General features: G+C 74.9%; 19 protein-coding genes and 1 pseudogene. 10 read left to right on the top strand and 10 right to left on the bottom strand.

What is annotated here, in order from left to right:
- The first annotated feature begins 9 nt into the window (after positions 1 to 9).
- On the top strand, positions 10 to 345 hold the full coding sequence (locus ACFY7C_RS02700; protein ID WP_389645908.1) for a DUF3040 domain-containing protein: 336 nt from the start codon (positions 10 to 12) through the stop codon (positions 343 to 345).
- A gap of 106 nt (positions 346 to 451) precedes the next feature.
- Here the strand turns inward: ACFY7C_RS02700 and ACFY7C_RS02695 are convergent, their stop codons facing one another.
- Positions 452 to 607 (bottom strand): hydrophobic protein, encoded by a 156-nt coding sequence (locus ACFY7C_RS02695; protein ID WP_389642622.1) that lies wholly within the window; start codon positions 605 to 607, stop codon positions 452 to 454.
- A 48-nt stretch (positions 608 to 655) separates the two neighbouring features.
- On the bottom strand, positions 656 to 1,150 hold the full coding sequence (locus ACFY7C_RS02690) for an SRPBCC family protein (protein ID WP_389642619.1): 495 nt from the start codon (positions 1,148 to 1,150) through the stop codon (positions 656 to 658).
- Between the two features lie 198 nt (positions 1,151 to 1,348).
- Here ACFY7C_RS02690 and ACFY7C_RS02685 point away from each other — a divergent pair, with 198 nt between their 5' ends.
- Entirely contained in the window at positions 1,349 to 2,104 is a 756-nt protein-coding gene (locus ACFY7C_RS02685) for a HemK2/MTQ2 family protein methyltransferase (protein ID WP_389642616.1), read from the top strand.
- A 37-nt stretch (positions 2,105 to 2,141) separates the two neighbouring features.
- Positions 2,142 to 2,858 (top strand): HAD family hydrolase, encoded by a 717-nt coding sequence (locus tag ACFY7C_RS02680; protein ID WP_389642614.1) that lies wholly within the window; start codon positions 2,142 to 2,144, stop codon positions 2,856 to 2,858.
- Positions 2,859 to 2,888: 30 nt separating this feature from the next.
- On the opposite strand, the gene ACFY7C_RS02675 is transcribed toward ACFY7C_RS02680, so the two are convergent.
- Positions 2,889 to 3,605, bottom strand: coding sequence for a UdgX family uracil-DNA binding protein (locus tag ACFY7C_RS02675; protein ID WP_389642612.1), 717 nt, complete (start codon positions 3,603 to 3,605; stop codon positions 2,889 to 2,891).
- Between the two features lie 289 nt (positions 3,606 to 3,894).
- Positions 3,895 to 4,353: pseudogene (locus ACFY7C_RS02670) on the bottom strand (SRPBCC family protein); the annotation flags it as partial.
- 162 nt (positions 4,354 to 4,515) lie between these two features.
- Between ACFY7C_RS02670 and ACFY7C_RS02665 the strand changes: the two are divergent.
- Genes ACFY7C_RS02665 through ACFY7C_RS02645 form a run of 5 tightly spaced genes read left to right on the top strand, consistent with a single transcriptional unit; the run spans position 4,516 to position 8,122 of the window.
- On the top strand, positions 4,516 to 4,947 hold the full coding sequence (locus ACFY7C_RS02665) for a CDGSH iron-sulfur domain-containing protein (protein WP_389642609.1): 432 nt from the start codon (positions 4,516 to 4,518) through the stop codon (positions 4,945 to 4,947).
- 40 nt (positions 4,948 to 4,987) lie between these two features.
- Complete coding sequence (locus tag ACFY7C_RS02660) at positions 4,988 to 6,175, top strand: iron-containing redox enzyme family protein (RefSeq protein WP_389642606.1); 1,188 nt, start codon at positions 4,988 to 4,990, stop codon at positions 6,173 to 6,175.
- Positions 6,176 to 6,229: 54 nt separating this feature from the next.
- Positions 6,230 to 7,060, top strand: a complete 831-nt coding sequence (locus ACFY7C_RS02655; RefSeq protein ID WP_389642603.1) for a nucleotidyltransferase family protein — start codon at positions 6,230 to 6,232, stop codon at positions 7,058 to 7,060.
- Positions 7,053 to 7,322, top strand: coding sequence for a hypothetical protein (locus ACFY7C_RS02650; RefSeq protein ID WP_389642600.1), 270 nt, complete (start codon positions 7,053 to 7,055; stop codon positions 7,320 to 7,322). Before ACFY7C_RS02655 ends, ACFY7C_RS02650 begins: the two co-directional genes overlap by 8 nt.
- Positions 7,319 to 8,122: a metallophosphoesterase gene (locus ACFY7C_RS02645; protein ID WP_389642597.1), complete on the top strand. Its 804-nt coding sequence runs from the start codon at positions 7,319 to 7,321 to the stop codon at positions 8,120 to 8,122. Before ACFY7C_RS02650 ends, ACFY7C_RS02645 begins: the two co-directional genes overlap by 4 nt.
- 69 nt (positions 8,123 to 8,191) lie before the next feature.
- On the opposite strand, the gene ACFY7C_RS02640 is transcribed toward ACFY7C_RS02645, so the two are convergent.
- Both ACFY7C_RS02640 and ACFY7C_RS02635 read right to left on the bottom strand, forming a co-directional pair.
- Positions 8,192 to 8,428 (bottom strand): DUF6480 family protein, encoded by a 237-nt coding sequence (locus ACFY7C_RS02640; protein WP_389642595.1) that lies wholly within the window; start codon positions 8,426 to 8,428, stop codon positions 8,192 to 8,194.
- A 189-nt stretch (positions 8,429 to 8,617) separates the two neighbouring features.
- Positions 8,618 to 8,815, bottom strand: coding sequence for a hypothetical protein (locus ACFY7C_RS02635; RefSeq protein ID WP_389642592.1), 198 nt, complete (start codon positions 8,813 to 8,815; stop codon positions 8,618 to 8,620).
- Between the two features lie 278 nt (positions 8,816 to 9,093).
- Between ACFY7C_RS02635 and ACFY7C_RS02630 the strand changes: the two genes are divergently transcribed.
- Together ACFY7C_RS02630 and ACFY7C_RS02625 are read left to right on the top strand one after the other, a co-directional pair.
- Positions 9,094 to 9,567 carry a DUF5709 domain-containing protein gene (locus ACFY7C_RS02630; RefSeq protein WP_389642589.1) on the top strand — a complete coding sequence of 158 codons (474 nt, stop codon included), beginning with the start codon at positions 9,094 to 9,096 and terminating at the stop codon, positions 9,565 to 9,567.
- 327 nt (positions 9,568 to 9,894) lie between these two features.
- Complete coding sequence (locus tag ACFY7C_RS02625) at positions 9,895 to 10,176, top strand: hypothetical protein (RefSeq protein WP_389642587.1); 282 nt, start codon at positions 9,895 to 9,897, stop codon at positions 10,174 to 10,176.
- A gap of 40 nt (positions 10,177 to 10,216) precedes the next feature.
- On the opposite strand, the gene ACFY7C_RS02620 is transcribed toward ACFY7C_RS02625, so the two are convergent.
- The 4 genes from ACFY7C_RS02620 to ACFY7C_RS02605 all read right to left on the bottom strand — a co-directional run bounded on the left by ACFY7C_RS02620 (position 10,217) and on the right by ACFY7C_RS02605 (position 15,771).
- Positions 10,217 to 11,563, bottom strand: a complete 1,347-nt coding sequence (locus ACFY7C_RS02620) for an amidohydrolase family protein (RefSeq protein WP_389642584.1) — start codon at positions 11,561 to 11,563, stop codon at positions 10,217 to 10,219.
- Positions 11,564 to 11,718: 155 nt separating this feature from the next.
- On the bottom strand, positions 11,719 to 12,450 hold the full coding sequence (locus ACFY7C_RS02615) for a GntR family transcriptional regulator (RefSeq protein WP_389642581.1): 732 nt from the start codon (positions 12,448 to 12,450) through the stop codon (positions 11,719 to 11,721).
- Between the two features lie 70 nt (positions 12,451 to 12,520).
- Positions 12,521 to 12,772: an EF-hand domain-containing protein gene (locus ACFY7C_RS02610; RefSeq protein WP_356697792.1), complete on the bottom strand. Its 252-nt coding sequence runs from the start codon at positions 12,770 to 12,772 to the stop codon at positions 12,521 to 12,523.
- 170 nt (positions 12,773 to 12,942) lie between these two features.
- The gene (locus ACFY7C_RS02605) at positions 12,943 to 15,771 is read right to left on the bottom strand and encodes a hypothetical protein (protein ID WP_389642578.1); all 2,829 of its coding nucleotides are present in this window, start codon (positions 15,769 to 15,771) and stop codon (positions 12,943 to 12,945) included.
- Between the last annotated feature and the right edge of the window lie 168 nt (positions 15,772 to 15,939).

Here is a 15,939-nt window from a genome sequence, read left to right as displayed (position 1 = left end):
GTGTCCGTGATGGAGGAAGCCCGGCTGTCCGCCCGCGAGCGACGCATCCTCGCCGAGATCGAGGAGGCGCTCCGCCGCGACGAGACCCTCGACCGCAGGCTGCGGTCGATGCGCCGGGGGAGGCGGGGCGTCCCCCGGCGACTGCTGCCCCTGGGCGTGGCCCTGGCGTTCGCCGGGGCCGCCGTGCTGGTGGTGCCGGCCAACGCCACCGGCCGGGCGGCCTACGTCTGGGCGTTCGCCGCGGCCTGGGTCACCGCCCTGGCCGGTCTGACGGTCCTCGTCGTGCGCTGGTGCCGACGGTGGGCGGCCTCCCGGCCCGACGAGTGGAACGGCAGGGACGAGTGAGACGGAAGGCGGGAAGGCGGGAGCACGAAGGCGCCCGCCGTCCCCGGACGGGGAGCGGCGGGCGCCGTGTGCAGGGGTGGACGAGGTACGCGAGGCAGCCCGTGGGTCACCACCGGTACCAACGGCCGCCCGAGCTCCGCATCAGGAAGCCGAGGATCCAGACGACGAGCAGGGCGATAGCGATCCACCACAGGATGTCGAGGGCGAAGCCGCCGCCGAAGAGCAGCAGGATCACCAGCAGGACGATGAGAAGCGGGACCATGACGAGCCTCCTAGGGCAACAGGTCGGTCGATTCGGTCGATGACGTGATCATCCGGGGTCCCGGGCCGCGGAAGGCGACTCGGGCGGGCTGTCCGCGGGTTTCAGCCGGCCGCGCCAGCCGCCCGTCGCACGGTCGCGGTCCTCGATGAACTCCTTGAACCGGTTCAGGTCCCCCTCCACGCGGCTGTCCACGACCCCCACGGCCGCTCCGGCCTTGTCGGCCATGCTCTGCGGTTCGACATCCATGGCCAGGCTCACGCGGGTGTGCGCGTCGTCCACCCGCTCGAACGTCACGACGCCCTTCTGCTTGACGTCGCCGCCCACCGTGCGCCAGGAGATCCGCTCGTCGGGGAGCTGGTCGACGATCTCCGTGTCGAACTCCCGGGTCACGCCGGCGACCTTGGTGCGCCAGTGGCAGTGCCGGTCGTCGAGCTGCCGGACCTCCTCGACACCGTCCATGAAGCGGGGGAACTCCTCGAACTGTGTCCACTGGTCGTAGACCTCGCGCAGCGGGGCCGTCACCTCGATCGTGTCGTGCACCATCGCGGTCATCTCCCTCGGTCGGGCGCGGTGCTACCGGTGCGGTACCGGTCGGCTGCGCGAGTACCCGGCAGCGCCCGGCGTAATCGTCGGGCCGGGCGGTGGCGTGGTCCGACGGGAGCCGGGTAACCGCGCGGAATGAAACCGATCGAGGACCACGACACGGGAAGTGATCACGGAGCCGGGACGGAGGCGATGGGGATGAGAGTGGTCAGGGCGCCGGGCGTGTACGGTCCGCAGGGCGACACGGCCCTGCTGATGGAGAGCCTGGCCCGCGAGGAACTACGGCCGGGAGCCCGCACGCTCGACCTGTGCACCGGCACCGGCGTCCTCGCCGTCGCCGCGGCCCGCAGGGGCGCCGAGGCGACGGCGGTCGACATCTCCGGCACCTCCGTGGCGACGGCACGGCTCAACGCGAGGCTCCACCGCTGCCGGGTCAGGGTGGTACGAGGAGACCTCGCGGAGCCGGTGTCGGGCGAGCGCTTCGACCTGGTGACCGTGAACCCTCCGTACGTGCCCGCCGCCTCCAGCCGGCTCCCTTCCCGAGGCCGCCGCCGCGCGTGGGACGCGGGGCCCGACGGCCGCCTCCTCCTCGACCGCATCTGCCGCGAGGCTCCGTCGCTCCTGGCGCCACGGGGCGTGCTCCTGCTCGTCCAGTCCTCGCTCAGCGACGTCACGGCCAGCCTGGCGGCGCTGGGCCGGGCCGGGCTGTGGGCCCGGGTGACGGCGTCCAGTGCCCAGCCGTTCGGGCCCGTCATGAGCGAGCGGGCCGCCTGGTTCGAGGAACGGGGGCTGGTCGCACCGGGGACGCGCAGCGAGCGACTGGTGGTGATCCGGGCGGTCCGCGAGCCGGTCCGCATGGCGACGTCGATGGAGGGCAACCGCCCGGTGACGCCGAGCGCCCTCGGCAGCGGCGGCGGCAGCGGCGGCGACGAGGAGGAGGCGGAAGCGGCGTGACCCACGCCGACCGCCCGAACGGAGGAGGACGGACCCGATGACAGACAGCGCCGGACGCACGGACCGGGGCGCCGCCCTGTTCGACCTCGACGGGACCCTGGTGGACACCAACTACCTCCACACCCTCGCCTGGTGGCAGGCGCTGCGCCAGTACGGGCACGTGGTGCCGATGGCCCGCATCCACCACGCCGTCGGCATGGGCGCGGACCGGCTCCTCGACGCGGTGCTCGGCTCCGAGCGCCGCCGGGACGAGGACGAGTCCGTCGCCGACGCGCACAGCACGCTCTACGCGGTCTGGTACGACGTCCTGCCAGCCTTCGAGGCCGCCGCGGATCTCCTGCGCGCGGTGGCCGCGCGCGGCTGGCAGATCGTCCTCGCCAGCTCGGCGGCGGAGGAGGAGGTGGCGGCCATCCGCAAGCGCCTGGACGCGGACGACGTGATCGCGGCGGCCACCTCCGGCGGCGACGTGGACTCCACCAAACCGGCGCCGGACCTGGTGGAAAGCGCGCTGCGGGCCGTGGACGCCGACCCCGCCGACGCGGTCTTCGTCGGCGACACCGTGTGGGACGTCGAGGCCGCCGGCCGCGCGGGCGTCCCGTGCGTCGGCCTGACGACGGGCGGCACCTCGGCCCGCGAACTGGAGGACGCCGGTGCGGTCGTCGTCTACGAGGACGCCCGCACCCTCCTCCGCCACCTCGACTCCAGCCCGCTGTCCCGGCCGCCCTCTGCCAGGGCCCAGGCCTCGGGTTCCTAGCCGCTCGCCTTCCTCGACCTCGGCCTCCTCCTAGACCTCGGCCAGGGCCTCGGCGGCCGTCCGCAGGTCGGCCACCAGGCCCGCGTACATGTTCTCCCGGTCCTCGTCCCGGGCGCGCAGGACGGCCGACGGGTGGACGGTCGCGAGCACCCGCACCCCTTCGCGTACGTCCTCGTCGAAGCCACCCTTGGCGCCGGGCTCCGGCAGCGGCCTGGGGACGCCCCGGTCGGTGCCGACCCGGAAGGACGGCCCCAGCAGCGCGCGGCCGGCCGTGGCGCCGAGGGTGACGACCAAGTCGGGGGAGACCAGCCGGAGTTCCGCTTCGAGCCAGGGGCGGCAGGCCAGGGTCTCGCGCAGGCTGGGGGACTTGTGGATGCGCCGCTTGCGGGTCTCCTCCTGGGTGAATTTGAAGTGCTTGACCGCGTTGGTGACGTACACACCCTCCTCGTCGATCCCCGCGTCACGCAGTGCCCGGGTCAGCAGCCGTCCCGCGGGACCCACGAACGCGACGCCCTCGCGGTCCTCCTGGTCGCCGGGCTGCTCGCCGACGAGCATCAGTCGCGCGTGCGCGTCGCCGCGTCCGAAGACGGTGCCGGTCGCGTCCCTGTGGAGCGGGCAGCCCCGGCAGTCGGCGGCGGCCCGGCGGTGCGCGGGCAGCCCGCCACGGCTCGGCAGGAAGGGGGTGGCGTCGTACGGCTCGGGCGCGGCGGCGGCGTCCGAGCCGCCGCCGTCACGGGTCGCGTTCATGGAGGGCCTCCTCGAGACGGGTCCTGGGGCGGGTCCCCCCGTCGGCGGCGCCGGCTCGCGGCCCTCGCGAGGGCAGCACGAACCGCGTCCTCGCGATCCGTGCCGTCGTCCTCGCAGGTCAGCCGCGAGGCTCTTCGCCCGGGTCGGTCGGCAGCGGGCCGGGATAGGGGCCCGGCCGCTCGGGCTCGGTGCGCGGCGCCTCGCCCGTGCCGGCGCCCATGCCCGTGCCCGCGCTCATGCCCGTCCCGGAGCCGGCGCTCATGCCTTCGCCTCCGGCGCCCGCGGCGCTGTCCCCGGGCCGGATCCGGCCGCGCCAGGCGCCCGTCGCGTCGTCGCGCTCCTCGATGAAGTGCTTGAACCGCTGGAGGTCGCCCTGGACCCGGCTCTCCAGGAAGCCGAGGGCGTCACCGGCCTTCTCGACCATGCCCTGGGGCTCGACGTCCATGGCCAGGCTCACGCGGGTGTGCGTGTCGTCCAGGCGCTGGAAGGTGACGACGCCCTTCTGCTTGACGTCGCCCCCGACCGTGCGCCAGGAGATCCGCTCGTCGGGAAGCTGGTCGACGATCTCGGTGTCGAACTCCCGGGCGACGCCGGCGACCTTGGTGCGCCAGTGGCAGTGCCGGTCGTCGAGCTGCCGGACCTGCTCCACGCCGTCCATGAAGCGGGGGAACTCCTCGAACTGCGTCCACTGGTCGTAGACCGTGTGCAGCGGGGCCTCCACCCTGATCGTTTCCTGCACCATGCTCATGGAATCCTCCTCGAACGCGTCCGGGTGGTCCGGTGGTGGGTGGGTGGCTTGACGTCTGCGGCTACCCCGGATCGCCCCGCTCACGCGTCGGGCCCCGGCCCCGCATACCGGCGGCGGAACGGGGCACCCGTCCACTCACGCCGATCCGAGCGGAGGTGTGCCGTGACCCTTTACGACGAACGCGCCACGAACGGGGGTGCCGCGCGACCGCGCCCCGCCGCGGCGCGGGTCACCCCGGTGGCGGACGGCCCGCTGCTGGTCGAGGGCCCCGTGGAGATCGTCCTCGACGACGGCACGGTCCGCCGCTGCGACCGGCCCGTGATCGCGCTGTGCATGTGCCGGCGCAGTCTGCGCGCGCCGTTCTGCGACACGAGCCACCGCCCCCGGCTGCGCCGGGGCGCACGGGACAGGACGAGAGGCGAGGGAGCCGCGGACGGCGCATCCTCGGAGAACGCGTCCGAGGAGAACGCGTCCGCGGCACACGGAGCCGCGGTGGACGGGGCCGCGGAGGAGCGGGACATGCACGACCACGCCGGGGACGGCGAACACGTACAGGACGGAGCCGCACGGGACGAAGCGGAGGAACCGCGGTGAGCGCCGCGGTCCCCGAGTCCGGCGGCAAGGAGGCCCTGCCATGACCACCACAGCCCCGCGCGGCACGGCCGACGGCCGTGCCGCCGAGGAACGCACGGAGGAGCGCACCCGGGCGGAGGTCCGGGAGCACCGCCGGCCGGCTGACCGGCCGGCGCTCCCGCCGCCCCGCGGAGACCTCTCCGAGGCGGTCACCGACTTCCTCCTCGGCCGGAGCCGCAGCCTGCCCGGGCCCCGCGCGGCGGCGGACGCCGACCCGTACGGCGAGGATCTCCACCTCGCACTGCACCTCGCCTACGAGCTCCACTACCGGGGCTTCGACGGCGTGCCGGACGACATGGAGTGGGACCCGGACCTGCTGCGGCTGCGGGCCCTCCTGGAGCGGCGCTTCGAGGACGCGCTGCGCGAGCGCCGCGGTCGGTCCGGCGGGGTGCGCGAGGTGTTCGACGCGCTCCTGACCGAACCGGTCGACGGCAGCGGCGCGTCCCACTACCTGCTCCGGCACGGCACGCTCGACCAGCTGCGGGAGTACGCCGTGCTGCGCTCGGTGTACCAGCTCAGAGAGGCCGACCCGCACCTGTGGGTCGTCCCGCGGCTCCGGGGCCGCGCCAAGGCCGCCATGATGACCGTCCAGTACGACGAGTACGGCTGCGGCCGCGCCGAGCAGATGCACGCGCGGCTCTTCGCGGACCTGATGGAGGACCTCGGGCTGGACTCCGGCTACGGCCGCTACCTGCCCTTCGTCGGCGCGCCCGCCCTCGCCGCGGTGAACCTGATGTCGCTGTTCGGACTCCACCGCTCCCGTCGTGGCGCGCTCGTCGGCCACTTCGCGGCCCTGGAGGTCACCTCCTCGCCCGCCGCGTCCCGCATCGCCGCCGCCATGCGCCGCATGGGCGCCGGAGAGGCCGCGATCCGGTTCTACGACGAGCACGTGGAGGCCGACGCCGTGCACGAGCAGCTGGTGCGGCGCGACGTCGTCGGCGGGCTCCTCGCCGACGAGCCGGACCTCGCCGACGACGTGACCTTCGGCGTGGAGGCCACCGTCCTCCTCGAGGACGCCCTCTCCGACTCCGCCACCCGCGCATGGGAGGCCGGGACCACCGCCCTGCGGGCCCCCCTCGGCGTCGGAGACGGCACCGGAGACGGCACCGGAGACGGCCCCGGCCGCGCCCACGTGCCCACGACTCCGCCCACGGGGGGTGACGGGGATGCTTCCCGCCGTTCGGGGTAGTGGCAGGGCTCCGGCCCCCGACGAGACGCCGGTCGTCCCCGGGAGGAGGACCCCATGAACCTCACGGAAGGGCGTCGCGACGGCGCCCACGCCCCGCACTCCCACCCGCATCAGCTGCGGTCGGGTCACGGCGAGATCCGGCTGGAGCCCGACGACCGTGCCCACGACCTGCCGCCGGACCACACGCAGGCGATCCTGGAGGCGACCAAGGAGGTCGCCGCCGTCCTGAAGAAGTCGGGCTGCGCCTTCGCCCTCGTGGGAAGCGTCGCGGCGTACGCCCACGGCATCCCCGTACGGCTCCAGCACGACACCGACTTCGCGGTGCGCAGGGAGGACGCCGAGACCGTCACCCAGCTCCTGCGCGAGCGCGGCATCCGGATCGTGGAGCCGCCGGAGGACTGGCTGGTGAAGGCCCGCAGCGGGGGCGAGGAGATCGACCTCATCTTCTCCCTGGCCGGCCGCCCGGTCACGACCGAGTTCCTCGCGCGGGCCTGGACACTGCCCGTCGACTCCGTGCACATGCCGGTGATCGACCCGACGGACATGATGATCGTCCGGCTCGCGGCGCTCTCCGAGCACCACTGCGACTTCGGCGCCCTGCTGCCGGTCGCCCGCGGGCTCCGCGAACGGGTCGACTGGGCGCGGGTGCGCGCCGAGACCCGGGGCGGTCCGATGGCCGCGGCCTTCCTGTATCTGCTCGAACTGCTCGACGTGATTCCACCGGAGGGAGCCGAGACGGCGGCGGAGCCGGAGGCCGGGCGGACCGGCGCGACGGAGAGGGGCATGCCCGACACCGGCGCGACGGCCATGGGGGTGAGCGCGACCGGGGTGACCGGGCCCGCGGCGGCCGGAGGGGCGGCGGGAGAAGGGAGCGGCGATGACTGAACAGCACCATGGCGGTGCGTACGAGGGCGAATACCGCATCGCACGGCTGCGCGAGCGGCTCGCGGGCGACGACCTGGCCGAGCTCGGTGTGCAGATCGAGCAGCGGGGCTCCGCCGTCGTCCTGACGGGCACCGTGCCGACCACCTCCCGGCGGGACGAGATCCTGCGGCTCGCGCGCGACGAGCTGGCCGGCTTCACCGTGCTCGCGGACCTCGCGGTGGCCTGCGCGGACGCGCCCGAGCGATGGGAAGAGCTGCCATGAGCACCGCCACGTCGACAGCGCACGACGTCGTCAGGGTGGCGGCGGTCGGCGACATCCACCTCAGTGAGGACTGCGAAGGACTGCTGAAGCCCGCCTTCTCCCGCCTCTCCGACTGCGCCGACCTGCTGCTGCTCGCCGGCGACCTGACCCGGCACGGCACGGCCGCGGAGGCCGCCGTGGTGGCGGGAGAGGTCCGGGAGAGCGGTGTGCCGGTGGTGGCCGTGCTCGGCAACCACGACTACCACTCCGGCCAGGAGGCCGAGGTGACCCGCGTGCTCCAGGACGCCGGGGTCGCCGTCCTGGAAGGGGAGGCGGTGGTGCTGCCGGTGGCCGGGCGCAAGGTCGGCATCGCGGGCGCGAAGGGATTCTGCGGCGGCTTCGTCGGCCGCAGCGCGGGCGAGTTCGGGGAACCCGAGATGAAGGCGTTCGTCCGCACCACCCGGCTGAGCGCGGAACGGCTGACGGCCGCCCTCGGGGACCTGGCCGTCGGCGACTGCGCCGTACGCATCGCCCTGACCCATTTCGCACCGGTGCCCGACACACTGGCGGGCGAGCCGCTGGAGATCTATCCCTTCCTCGGCAGCTATCTCCTGGCCGAGGCGATCGACTCCGCGGGCGCCGACCTCGCCGTGCACGGCCACGCCCACCTGGGCACCGAGCACGGCATGACCGCCGGCGGCGTACGGGTCCGCAACGTCGCCCAGCCGGTGATCCGCCAGGCGTTCGCCCTCTATCAGCTGCCGGTCGACGGCCACCACGCCCCCGACGGCGCTCCGGACCCCACGGCCGGGCCGGGCTGAGCCGGGCCGGTCGAACCTTCGGGAACGTCGCCCCGCCGGGGCGACGTTCCCGCGCTGTCGCCGGGGCGTTCAGCGTGTCGCCAGCACGATCCCGTACGCCGCGAAGCCCACGGCGACGACGAGGACCAGGACCCACAGGATGACCATGGGGCCGGCGGCCCACCCACGGGTCGGGCGCCGGTACGGTCCCGTGCCGGTGCTCGTGCCCGCCTCCGCGGGAGGCGTCTCGCCCGGGGGCACGCCGCCGCCCGGCTCCAGGCCCGCGGACGTGCGGGGGTCCGGGTCGGGATTGCTTGGGGTGGTCATGACGGTCACCTCCTCGGCGGCCGGTCGGCCGCATGCCCGGCGCCTACCCCCGGGCGCGCCCCCGCATCCGGCTATCCGGGCACCGGTCGCGACCGCCCACGGCACGACCGGCGGCGACGGCGTGACCGGCCATGGCGACGAAAGGGGCCTCCGGCGACTGCCGGAGGCCCGGGGGAGCGGGTCACAGCCTCAGCTGTGGGGTTCCCGCTGGTCGGGAGGGGTGCCCCCGCCCTCGCCACCACCGCGCTCGCCCTTGTCGGTGCCGTGCGGACGGCCGCGCTTTCCCCGCGGCTCCGACGCCTGCTGCGCCTTGAGCGCCGCGCTGTCCTGCGGGGTCGCGCCACCCCTCCCGCTCCGCCTCGGCTCACGTCCCTGGGAATTGCTCATCACGGCCTCCTGCTGTGCGACGGAAGGACTCGCTGGGCGTCTCACCCGTCGCACGCGTTTCATTCCTCCGGCGCCGCCCGGACGATCCGCACCGGCGGACCGGATGTCTGGCCCGCCCCCTCCGGGGTAGTCGCGACGAAGAACGACGACGAGGACATGGGTGGGGGACCGGCCGCGCCGCCGCCGTGGCGGCGAAGACACGGAAAGCGGTTCGAGGGCTCGCGCGGAGCGGACGATGCTTCACGGAGCTCACGAAGCGCGCGAAAGGAGTCGTGACGATGTCACAGGACCCCGCGGCGGGAGCGGACACCCGAGGGGACGACGTGTACCAGCCGACCGGATCGGACGCCCCGAACCGGCCCAGCGGACCGTACGACCCCGAGAACGCGCTCGACGCCGACACCACCGAAGCCGTGGAGGAACCGGGCTACTCCCCGCCCGACCGGCCGCACGCGGTCACCCGCCACGGGACCACCCAGCGCGAACAGCGCGAGGGCGCGCCGCTGGCCGACCGGCTCGCCGAGGAGCGTCCGGACGTGGCCCCCGCACGGGGCGACGACGTCGGAGACCTCCCCGACGGGGACGGCGAACCGCTCGACGAGGAGGCGGGCGCCACCCGGGCCGGGCGCCTCACGCGACCCGATGCGCCGGGCTCCGGCGGGGTCGCGGCCGAGGACGTGGGACTCGACGACGGGACCGGGTCGGCCGAGGAGGCAGCGGTCCACCGGGACACCGCCATCGACGGCGGCTGACACCCCGGCCGACGCCAGGAGCACGATCGGCGAGACGGCGCGCACGCCCTCGGGACCCGGGCAGGACCGGGTCCCGAGGGCGTGCGGGTGCGATCACGAAGGGCGTCTGCCTAGCCTTGTTCCGGTACGACGACTCCGTACGAGGGCGTACGGGCGCGCGTACGGGCCCTGGCGAGGCACCACGCCGCCGCCGCCCGACACGTCCACGAAAGGACCCAGGCAGCACGCTTCTCCGCATACTGGGTGAGCCGCCCCGGCCTGCCCTGCTCATCCCGACAGCACGCCGTGCGGCAGGGGCGGCCCATCGAGCGGCGGAAGGAGATCGTCATGCTCATCAGCCACGCCTTCGAAGACGGCGTCCTGCACCTGTCGCTGCTCCGGGACCTCGACGTGACCAGCCGGGCCGCCGCCTTCCTGGAGACCGAAGCGCTCCTCTACGCCCACCGGCCGCGGCACGTCCGCATCCAGCTGCCCACCTCCGATCCGTCGCCCGCCTCGCTGAGCACGCTCTCCCGGGCCCGCAGGATCTGCGAGACCCTGGGCATCCCGCTCACCGTGGTCGGCCCGTTGACGGCCGCCGACCGACCGCCCCGGCCCACCGCGGCGTAGAGCTCCGGCGACGACGACTCCCGGCCGGGTCCGGCGGGTCTCAGTCCAGGAACTCGCCGTCGCGGGCGACCACGACCCCGCCGTGCACGACCATGTCGCGGCGGGGCATGTCCACGACCACCTGCGGCAGGCATTCGCCCCGTACGAGCACGAAGTCGGCCGGCGAGCCGGGTGCGAGGTCGGCGTGCGGGAGGCCCATGACGTCCGCGCCGCCGTCGGCGGCGACCCCGTAGCAGTCCGTGAGTTCCTCGTCGAGGCGGACGTCCGTGACCCAGCCGAGCAGATGGGCGCGGTGCAGCATGTCCGCGTCGCCGAACGGGCTCCAGGAGTCGCGCACTCCGTCAGAGCCGAGCCCGACGCGCACGCCGTGCTCGCGCAGCCGGGCGATCGGCAGCACCAGGGAGTCGGACGGCGCCACCGTGGTGAGGGCGATGTCCTGCTCGCCCAAGTCGGCGGCCAGGGAGCCGAGTTCGCTGTCCGTGAGGGCGGGCAGGCAGAAGACGTGGCTGACGGTGACCTTCCCGGCGAGCCCCAGAGCGCGGGTGCGCTCGATGATCCCGCGCAGGGTCCGCAGGCCCTCGTCACCGCGGTCGTGCAGATGGATGTCGACGCCGACGCCGTGCCGGTCGGCGACGCCGAAGACCAGGTCGAGCTGCTCGTCGAGGGCCCGGTCGAAGCCGATCGGGTCGATGCCGCCGATCATGTCGACGAGACCGTCGCGCGCCGCGTCCTCCAGCAGTCGCGCCGTGCCCGGCGTGCGGACGACGCCGTGCTGCGGGAACGCCACGATCTGCACGTCGAGCGCGTGCCGCAGCCGCTCACGGGCCTCCGCCACGCCCTCCACGCCGGCCAGTCCGTACGCCGGGGCGACGTCGGCGTGGGCCCGCATCCCACGGGTGCCGCGGGCGACGGCGTGGGACATCAGCCCGTACGCGCGTTCCGCGACGGGGCGGCGCTGGCCGCGGAAGAGCTCCACGTCCTGGGCCACGTAGTCGGCGATGCCGGTCGCCGGTCGCCGGGACACCCAGGAGCCGCCCCAGGTCGTCTTGTCGGGGTGGATGTGCGCGTCCACGAGCGACGGCAAGGCGATCCGCCCGCCTCCGTCGACCACCTTCGCCCCGCGCGGCGCCGGCCCGTCCGTGATCCGGCCGTCGACGACCACCAGATCCGTCGCCCGCGCCGCGCCGAGGGGCCGCACGTCGCGGAAGACCACCGTCCTCGTGTGGCGCCCGGCCTCCCGGGCGGTGCCGTCGGCCGCCGGAGGTACGGCCTGGGCGGCCGCGGCGGCATCGGTTCCGGTGGCGGCCGTCGCCCCGGCGAGGGCGGCGGCGCCGGCGAGCATCGTGCGCCGCGGGAGCGCACCGGTGGCGGGGGAGGAGGGCTGCATGGGGACTCCTTGAGGGAGCGGCGACGGCAGGGCGAGCCGACAACGGCTTCCCTGCTTTGTATACCAAGCGCCTCTCGCAGAACAAGATCTCCCGCTTGTGAGCCCTCGGGGGGCGGATCGGGATGCGAGGTGAGGGGGCTTGGTATACAAAGCTCTCAGGCTTGGCCGAAGAGGGTCCGCAGGGCCACCGCCCGGCTGTCCCGCACGTGCAGCAGGGTGCCGGCCGCCGCGGCCTCCGGGTCGCCGGCCGCGATGTGCCGGTGCATCTCGGCGTGCTGGGCCCTCATGTGCGCGGGCTCCGCACGCAGCCCGAAGAGCAGCCGCAGCTGCCAGCTCAGCTGCTCCATGGTGCGGGCGAGCAGCGGATTGCCCGCCATCGCGACGATGCCGTCGTGGAACGCCGTGTGCGCGGCCACCTCGCGCGTCCCCTCGTCCTCGGCGGCCGCCGTCTCCGCCTGCCGCAACGCCGCCTCCAGGACGGCGAGCCCCGCCGTGTCACCCGCCGCCGCGGCCCGCGCCGCGAGCCGCGAGGCCTGGACCGCGAGCGGCTCCCACACCTCGTACAGATGCTCCACGTCGGCGCGCTCGAGGCGCCGCACCCGCACACCGCTGTGCGGGAGCAGTTCGAGGAGTCCCTCGGCCACCAGCGCGCGCAGCGCCTCGCGCACGGGAACGCGGGACATGCTCAGCTCCTCGGCGACCTCCCGCTCCACCAGCCGGGCGCCCTGCGGGTAACGCCGGTCGACGATCCGCTGGAGCACCTCCTCGCGCGCCCGCGCGCTGAGCGAGGCCGGCCCGGCCGTCCCCGTACGCGAGCCGCCAACGGCACCGCCACCGCCGGCCGCCCCGCCCGGTGCCCTGTCCGCCGCCTCGTCCGACCTCTTCACGTCCCCGTCCGTCCCTCGCCGCGTGCCCGCGCCGAGGATACGTCGGGCGGCCGGGCGGAGGGCCGGTGCCTCACCAGCCGAAGCGGCGGTCCACCAGGGCGGCGAACTCCTCGAAGCTCAGCACGCGGTCGCCGTTCTGGTCGGCCTGGTCGAACAGGGCCGAGGCGGCGTCGTCCCCGCTCACGCCCCACACCGGGATCACTCCCTGCGCCGCGAGGGTCGGGCCCTTGGCGCGCAGGGCACCGATGACCTCGGCGCGCGTCAGCGTGCCGTCGTGGTCGAGATCGAGCGCGTCGAAGAGAATGCGGGCCTTGTCGCTCATCGCGTGTCCTGTTCGCTGGAATTCCGGCCGGCCGGCGGCGTGGCAGGCGTGGTGCTGTCAGGAAGGACGCGCGAGCCGCCCGCGAAGTTGCCCCCGCCGCCCGTGCTCCCACGGCAGGAGGGGCGGTCCGCACGGACCGCCCCTCCCGGGTGCCGGGTCACGGCGTCGGCTCAGCCCGCGTCCCGCACCATCCCCGTCACCTCGGGACCGGGAACCCTCTCCCACTCCTCGTCATAGCCGAACAGCGCGGCCCGCACCGACTCCGTCGGCTCGGCGGCCCCGTCCCTGACGGTGGGAACGGTCACCAGCGTGCTCGTCTCCCCGGCGGGGACGCCGAACGAGAGATACGCCCCGGGCTCCACCGGCTGGGACAGCGGCCGGGGCGGATCGGGCACGAACCAGAAGTTCTCCTCGAGCCAGCGCCGGTCGACGTCCGCCGTCGACAGTTCCTCGCCCCCGGTCACCGGCCGGAACTCGATGCCGCCCATGACGTCCGCGTCGGCGGCCGCCGACAGCGTCACCCGCCAGGTCAGGGCCTCGCCCTCGGCCACGTCGTCCGCGACGGGCGTCATGCTCAGCGTGGGCATGGGGTCGTCGTTCCGCGCGGTCACACCCCCACGATGGGCGCCGACCGCGGTGCCGCGCACCGCCTTGACGAAGGCGTCGTGCGTCGTGTCGTAGCCGTAGCGGGTGTTGCCCCGCACCTCGACCGGGATCTCGATGTCATGACGCCCGGGACGGACCGTCACGAGACGGGACGCGGTCGTCTCGCCGTCCGGCTGGGGGACGAACAGCCGGACCTGCCCGGAGCCCTTGCCGGTCACCCGCACCGGGATCCGGTGGGTACGGACCCCGGAATCGCCCTCGTCGACCGTCAGCCGGCCGATGTCGACCCGGGCCAGCGGCGCCGGGCTCACCACCGGTGTGCCGGGCCGCCAGCCCCAGGCGTCCATGAGCCAGGCGCGGCCGGAGCCGCCGCGCGGAGTCAGTTCGAGCACGCTGATCCGCTTCGTGTCCAGGCCGCCGCGGACGGCGGGGGACAGCGGTACGCGCACCTCACGGCCCCAGTACGACGTGGTCCGCTCGCTGCCCGGCAGCCCGTCGACGAGGACCCGCCCCAGGGGCGCCCGGCGACCGGAGACGTCCGTCACGGCCACGTCGAACGCGGTGCCCGAGGTGTTGGGCGGGACGATCAGCCGCAGGGCCAGTGCCTCGGCGCCCGCCAGGGAGACCGGCCGGGCCGCCCGCACCGCGACCGGCGCCCGGGGCCTCTCCCAGCGCAGCGCGACCGCGTCACGGCCCGGCTCCGGGGAGGCCTCCCAGGACGCGAAGTGCGGGGACGTGCCGCCCTCGTCGGGCGACAGGCAGGCGCGGGCGGCGTCGGGATCGATCTGGGCGCACAGCCGGGCACCGGCGCCCGACACCGTGACCGAGGGGCCCGGCAGGAACGCCGGCGTCCGGTGGGCGCCGACGGCGTGGGTGAGGACCCGGGCCGGGCCCGCCGAGGGCGCCCGGCGGCCGGTGCCGTCGAGCAGCGGACGCACCCGGTCGTCACCGGCCACGAACAGCCGGGCGGCCGCCGCGATGTAGGTGGCGCCGGCGGCCTGCTGCTGCGTCGCGGTCAGCCGGGTCGGCGCGCCGGGGGTGCACACCGGATCGGCACCGTCCTCGGACGAGAAGTCGTCGATCGCCGACGCCTTCGCCTGCCCCGGGGTCCACTCGCTGTTGAAGAAGTTGTGGTTGGCGCCGACCATGTAGACCGCGCTGTGCAGCGCGGTTCCCCGGCTCACCCCACGGGTGCCGTCGACGTAGATCTGGCCCTGCAGATCCGACACGTCGCCGTCACAGCCCGGCAGCAGGGTCGCCGACGGCACGTCCGGGACCGGGTTCTGGCCGAAGATCGTGGGCCCGATCAGGACGTTCCCGCGGATCTTCCACCGTACCGGGCCCCGGTAGCCGTCCTGGTCGGCGGGCGGCGCGGCCAGACTGTCGAGCGCGGCCCGGTTGACGCCCTCGCCGCCCCGGGAGTGACCGACGAGCAGCACCCGCGAGAGGTCGGCGGACGCCATCCCGCGCACGGCGGCCGGGGCGTCCTTCCGGTGCGCCGCCCACTGTGCCCAGCGCGCCAGATGCAGCCGGACCAGGGACGAACGGGCCTGCGCGCCGCCGTCCTCGGCCCGGAAGTCCTGCCCGTTGACGCCGTTGGCGGATATCGAGAGCGTCACATAGCCCTGCGAGGCCAGGAGCCGCTGGGTGCGCCGGTAGCCCTCGTGGCTGGGTATCGGCAGCATGCCCGCCGGGCAGGGCCACGCGCCGTTGATGTCCTCGGTGCCGGGCGTGTAGCAGGTGGAGTGACGGCCGTGCAGGAAGAGGGCCACGGGCCGCTTCCCCGGCGCATCGGCCGGGCCCACCACGGCGGCGCGCATCTCGACGGGCTCCGGGAAGCCGGGCAGCCGGACCGGCTCCAGGGCGTACTCGCCGCCGACGGTGCGGTAAGGGCCGGGCACTCCCGGGTCCACGGCGTTCGCGGGCGGCGCGGCCTGCTCGGTGCCGGGCGACGCGGGCGGCGCGGAGGGTGCCAGGGGCCGGTCCCGCGCCGAGCGGGCGGGGCCGGTTCCGTCCAGCGCCCGGCCGCCGGCCGTCACCCGCAGCCGCTCCCCCTCCTCCAGACGGGCCTGCCCGAGCTTCCCGAGCGGCAACCGGAAGGACCGGCCGTCCGGTCCGGGCACCGGATGGCCCAACAGCCGTTCCCCCGCCCGGAACTCGACCCGGGCGTCTCCCATGGGCACGGGCTCGGCCGGCGTCCACTCCAGCTGCCTGCCCGCACCGCTCCCGGTGACCCGCCAGCCCTCCGGCAGCCGCTGCTCCCCGAGACGGCTCCCCGGGGACGTCGCCGTCGGGTCCCCCGGTGCCGGCTGCGCGTGCGCCGCTGCGGGCGACGCCGCCGCCAGCGCGAGTAACGCCACGGCGGTGGTCGCGCCGCGTGTGACACGTATCAAAGCGGTCATCCTCACGATCGGTCTCGTCGAGGCACCGGGACGCGTCGGAAAACCCGTCGGACCCCCTGGGTCCTGGTGCCTCTCTCGCCCCGTGAGGACGGTGAGGAGATCGCCTCGGTTGCCTGACATCGCGTCATGAGCGGGGCGCCGAGCCGATGGTGCGGCTGT

The organism is Streptomyces sp. NPDC012769 (genome assembly GCF_042901205.1).
GTDB lineage: Bacteria > Actinomycetota > Actinomycetes > Streptomycetales > Streptomycetaceae > Streptomyces.
The sequence above is the reverse complement of the archived record's forward strand: the minus strand, read 5'-3'. Positions and strand labels throughout refer to the sequence as shown.